Annotated in this window: 1 protein-coding gene; it reads right to left on the bottom strand. The window is 67.6% G+C overall.

Annotated elements, in window-relative coordinates:
- The coding region (locus tag I6F37_RS40070) for a hypothetical protein (protein ID WP_225154387.1) at positions 1-416 on the bottom strand (416 nt) is incomplete at its 3' end.
- Positions 417-444 lie beyond the last annotated feature (28 nt).

Consider the following 444-nt stretch of genomic DNA (forward strand, 5'->3'; position numbering starts at 1 on the left):
ACGATGAGGTGTCGGTTGAACAGGTCGAGGGTGGACTCCTGCAGCTCGTGGAACCGTTTCCATGCCACCTTCAACGGCAACGATCGGTCGGCGGCGGCTGTGCCCCGGAGCCGGTCGGCGTACAGCTCCTCCTGCGCCGCCCGCGTCTCGCCTTCAGCGGCTTCCCGCTGGGCAGTGGCGACCTCCATCGTCGCCGCGATCTCCTCCGGCTTCGACTGGATGAGGTAGCGCAGCGCATCGTCGCTGCCCTGGAAGAACTGGCCGGCCATGGCCGCTGCGATGTCGGGGTCGAGGCCGCTCATCGCCGCCACCGTGAAGGCGACGTTGAGCGTCAATCGGCCGGCGACGATCCCGAAGAAGTTGCCGACCGGTGGCTTGAACACTTTCACGCGATGCCCGGTGGCGTACGGCGCCATCAAGGCACGCAGGCCACGAGCGTCGAGC

Source organism: Bradyrhizobium sp. NBAIM08, assembly GCF_020193935.1.
In the GTDB taxonomy this organism is placed as follows: domain Bacteria; phylum Pseudomonadota; class Alphaproteobacteria; order Rhizobiales; family Xanthobacteraceae; genus Bradyrhizobium; species Bradyrhizobium yuanmingense.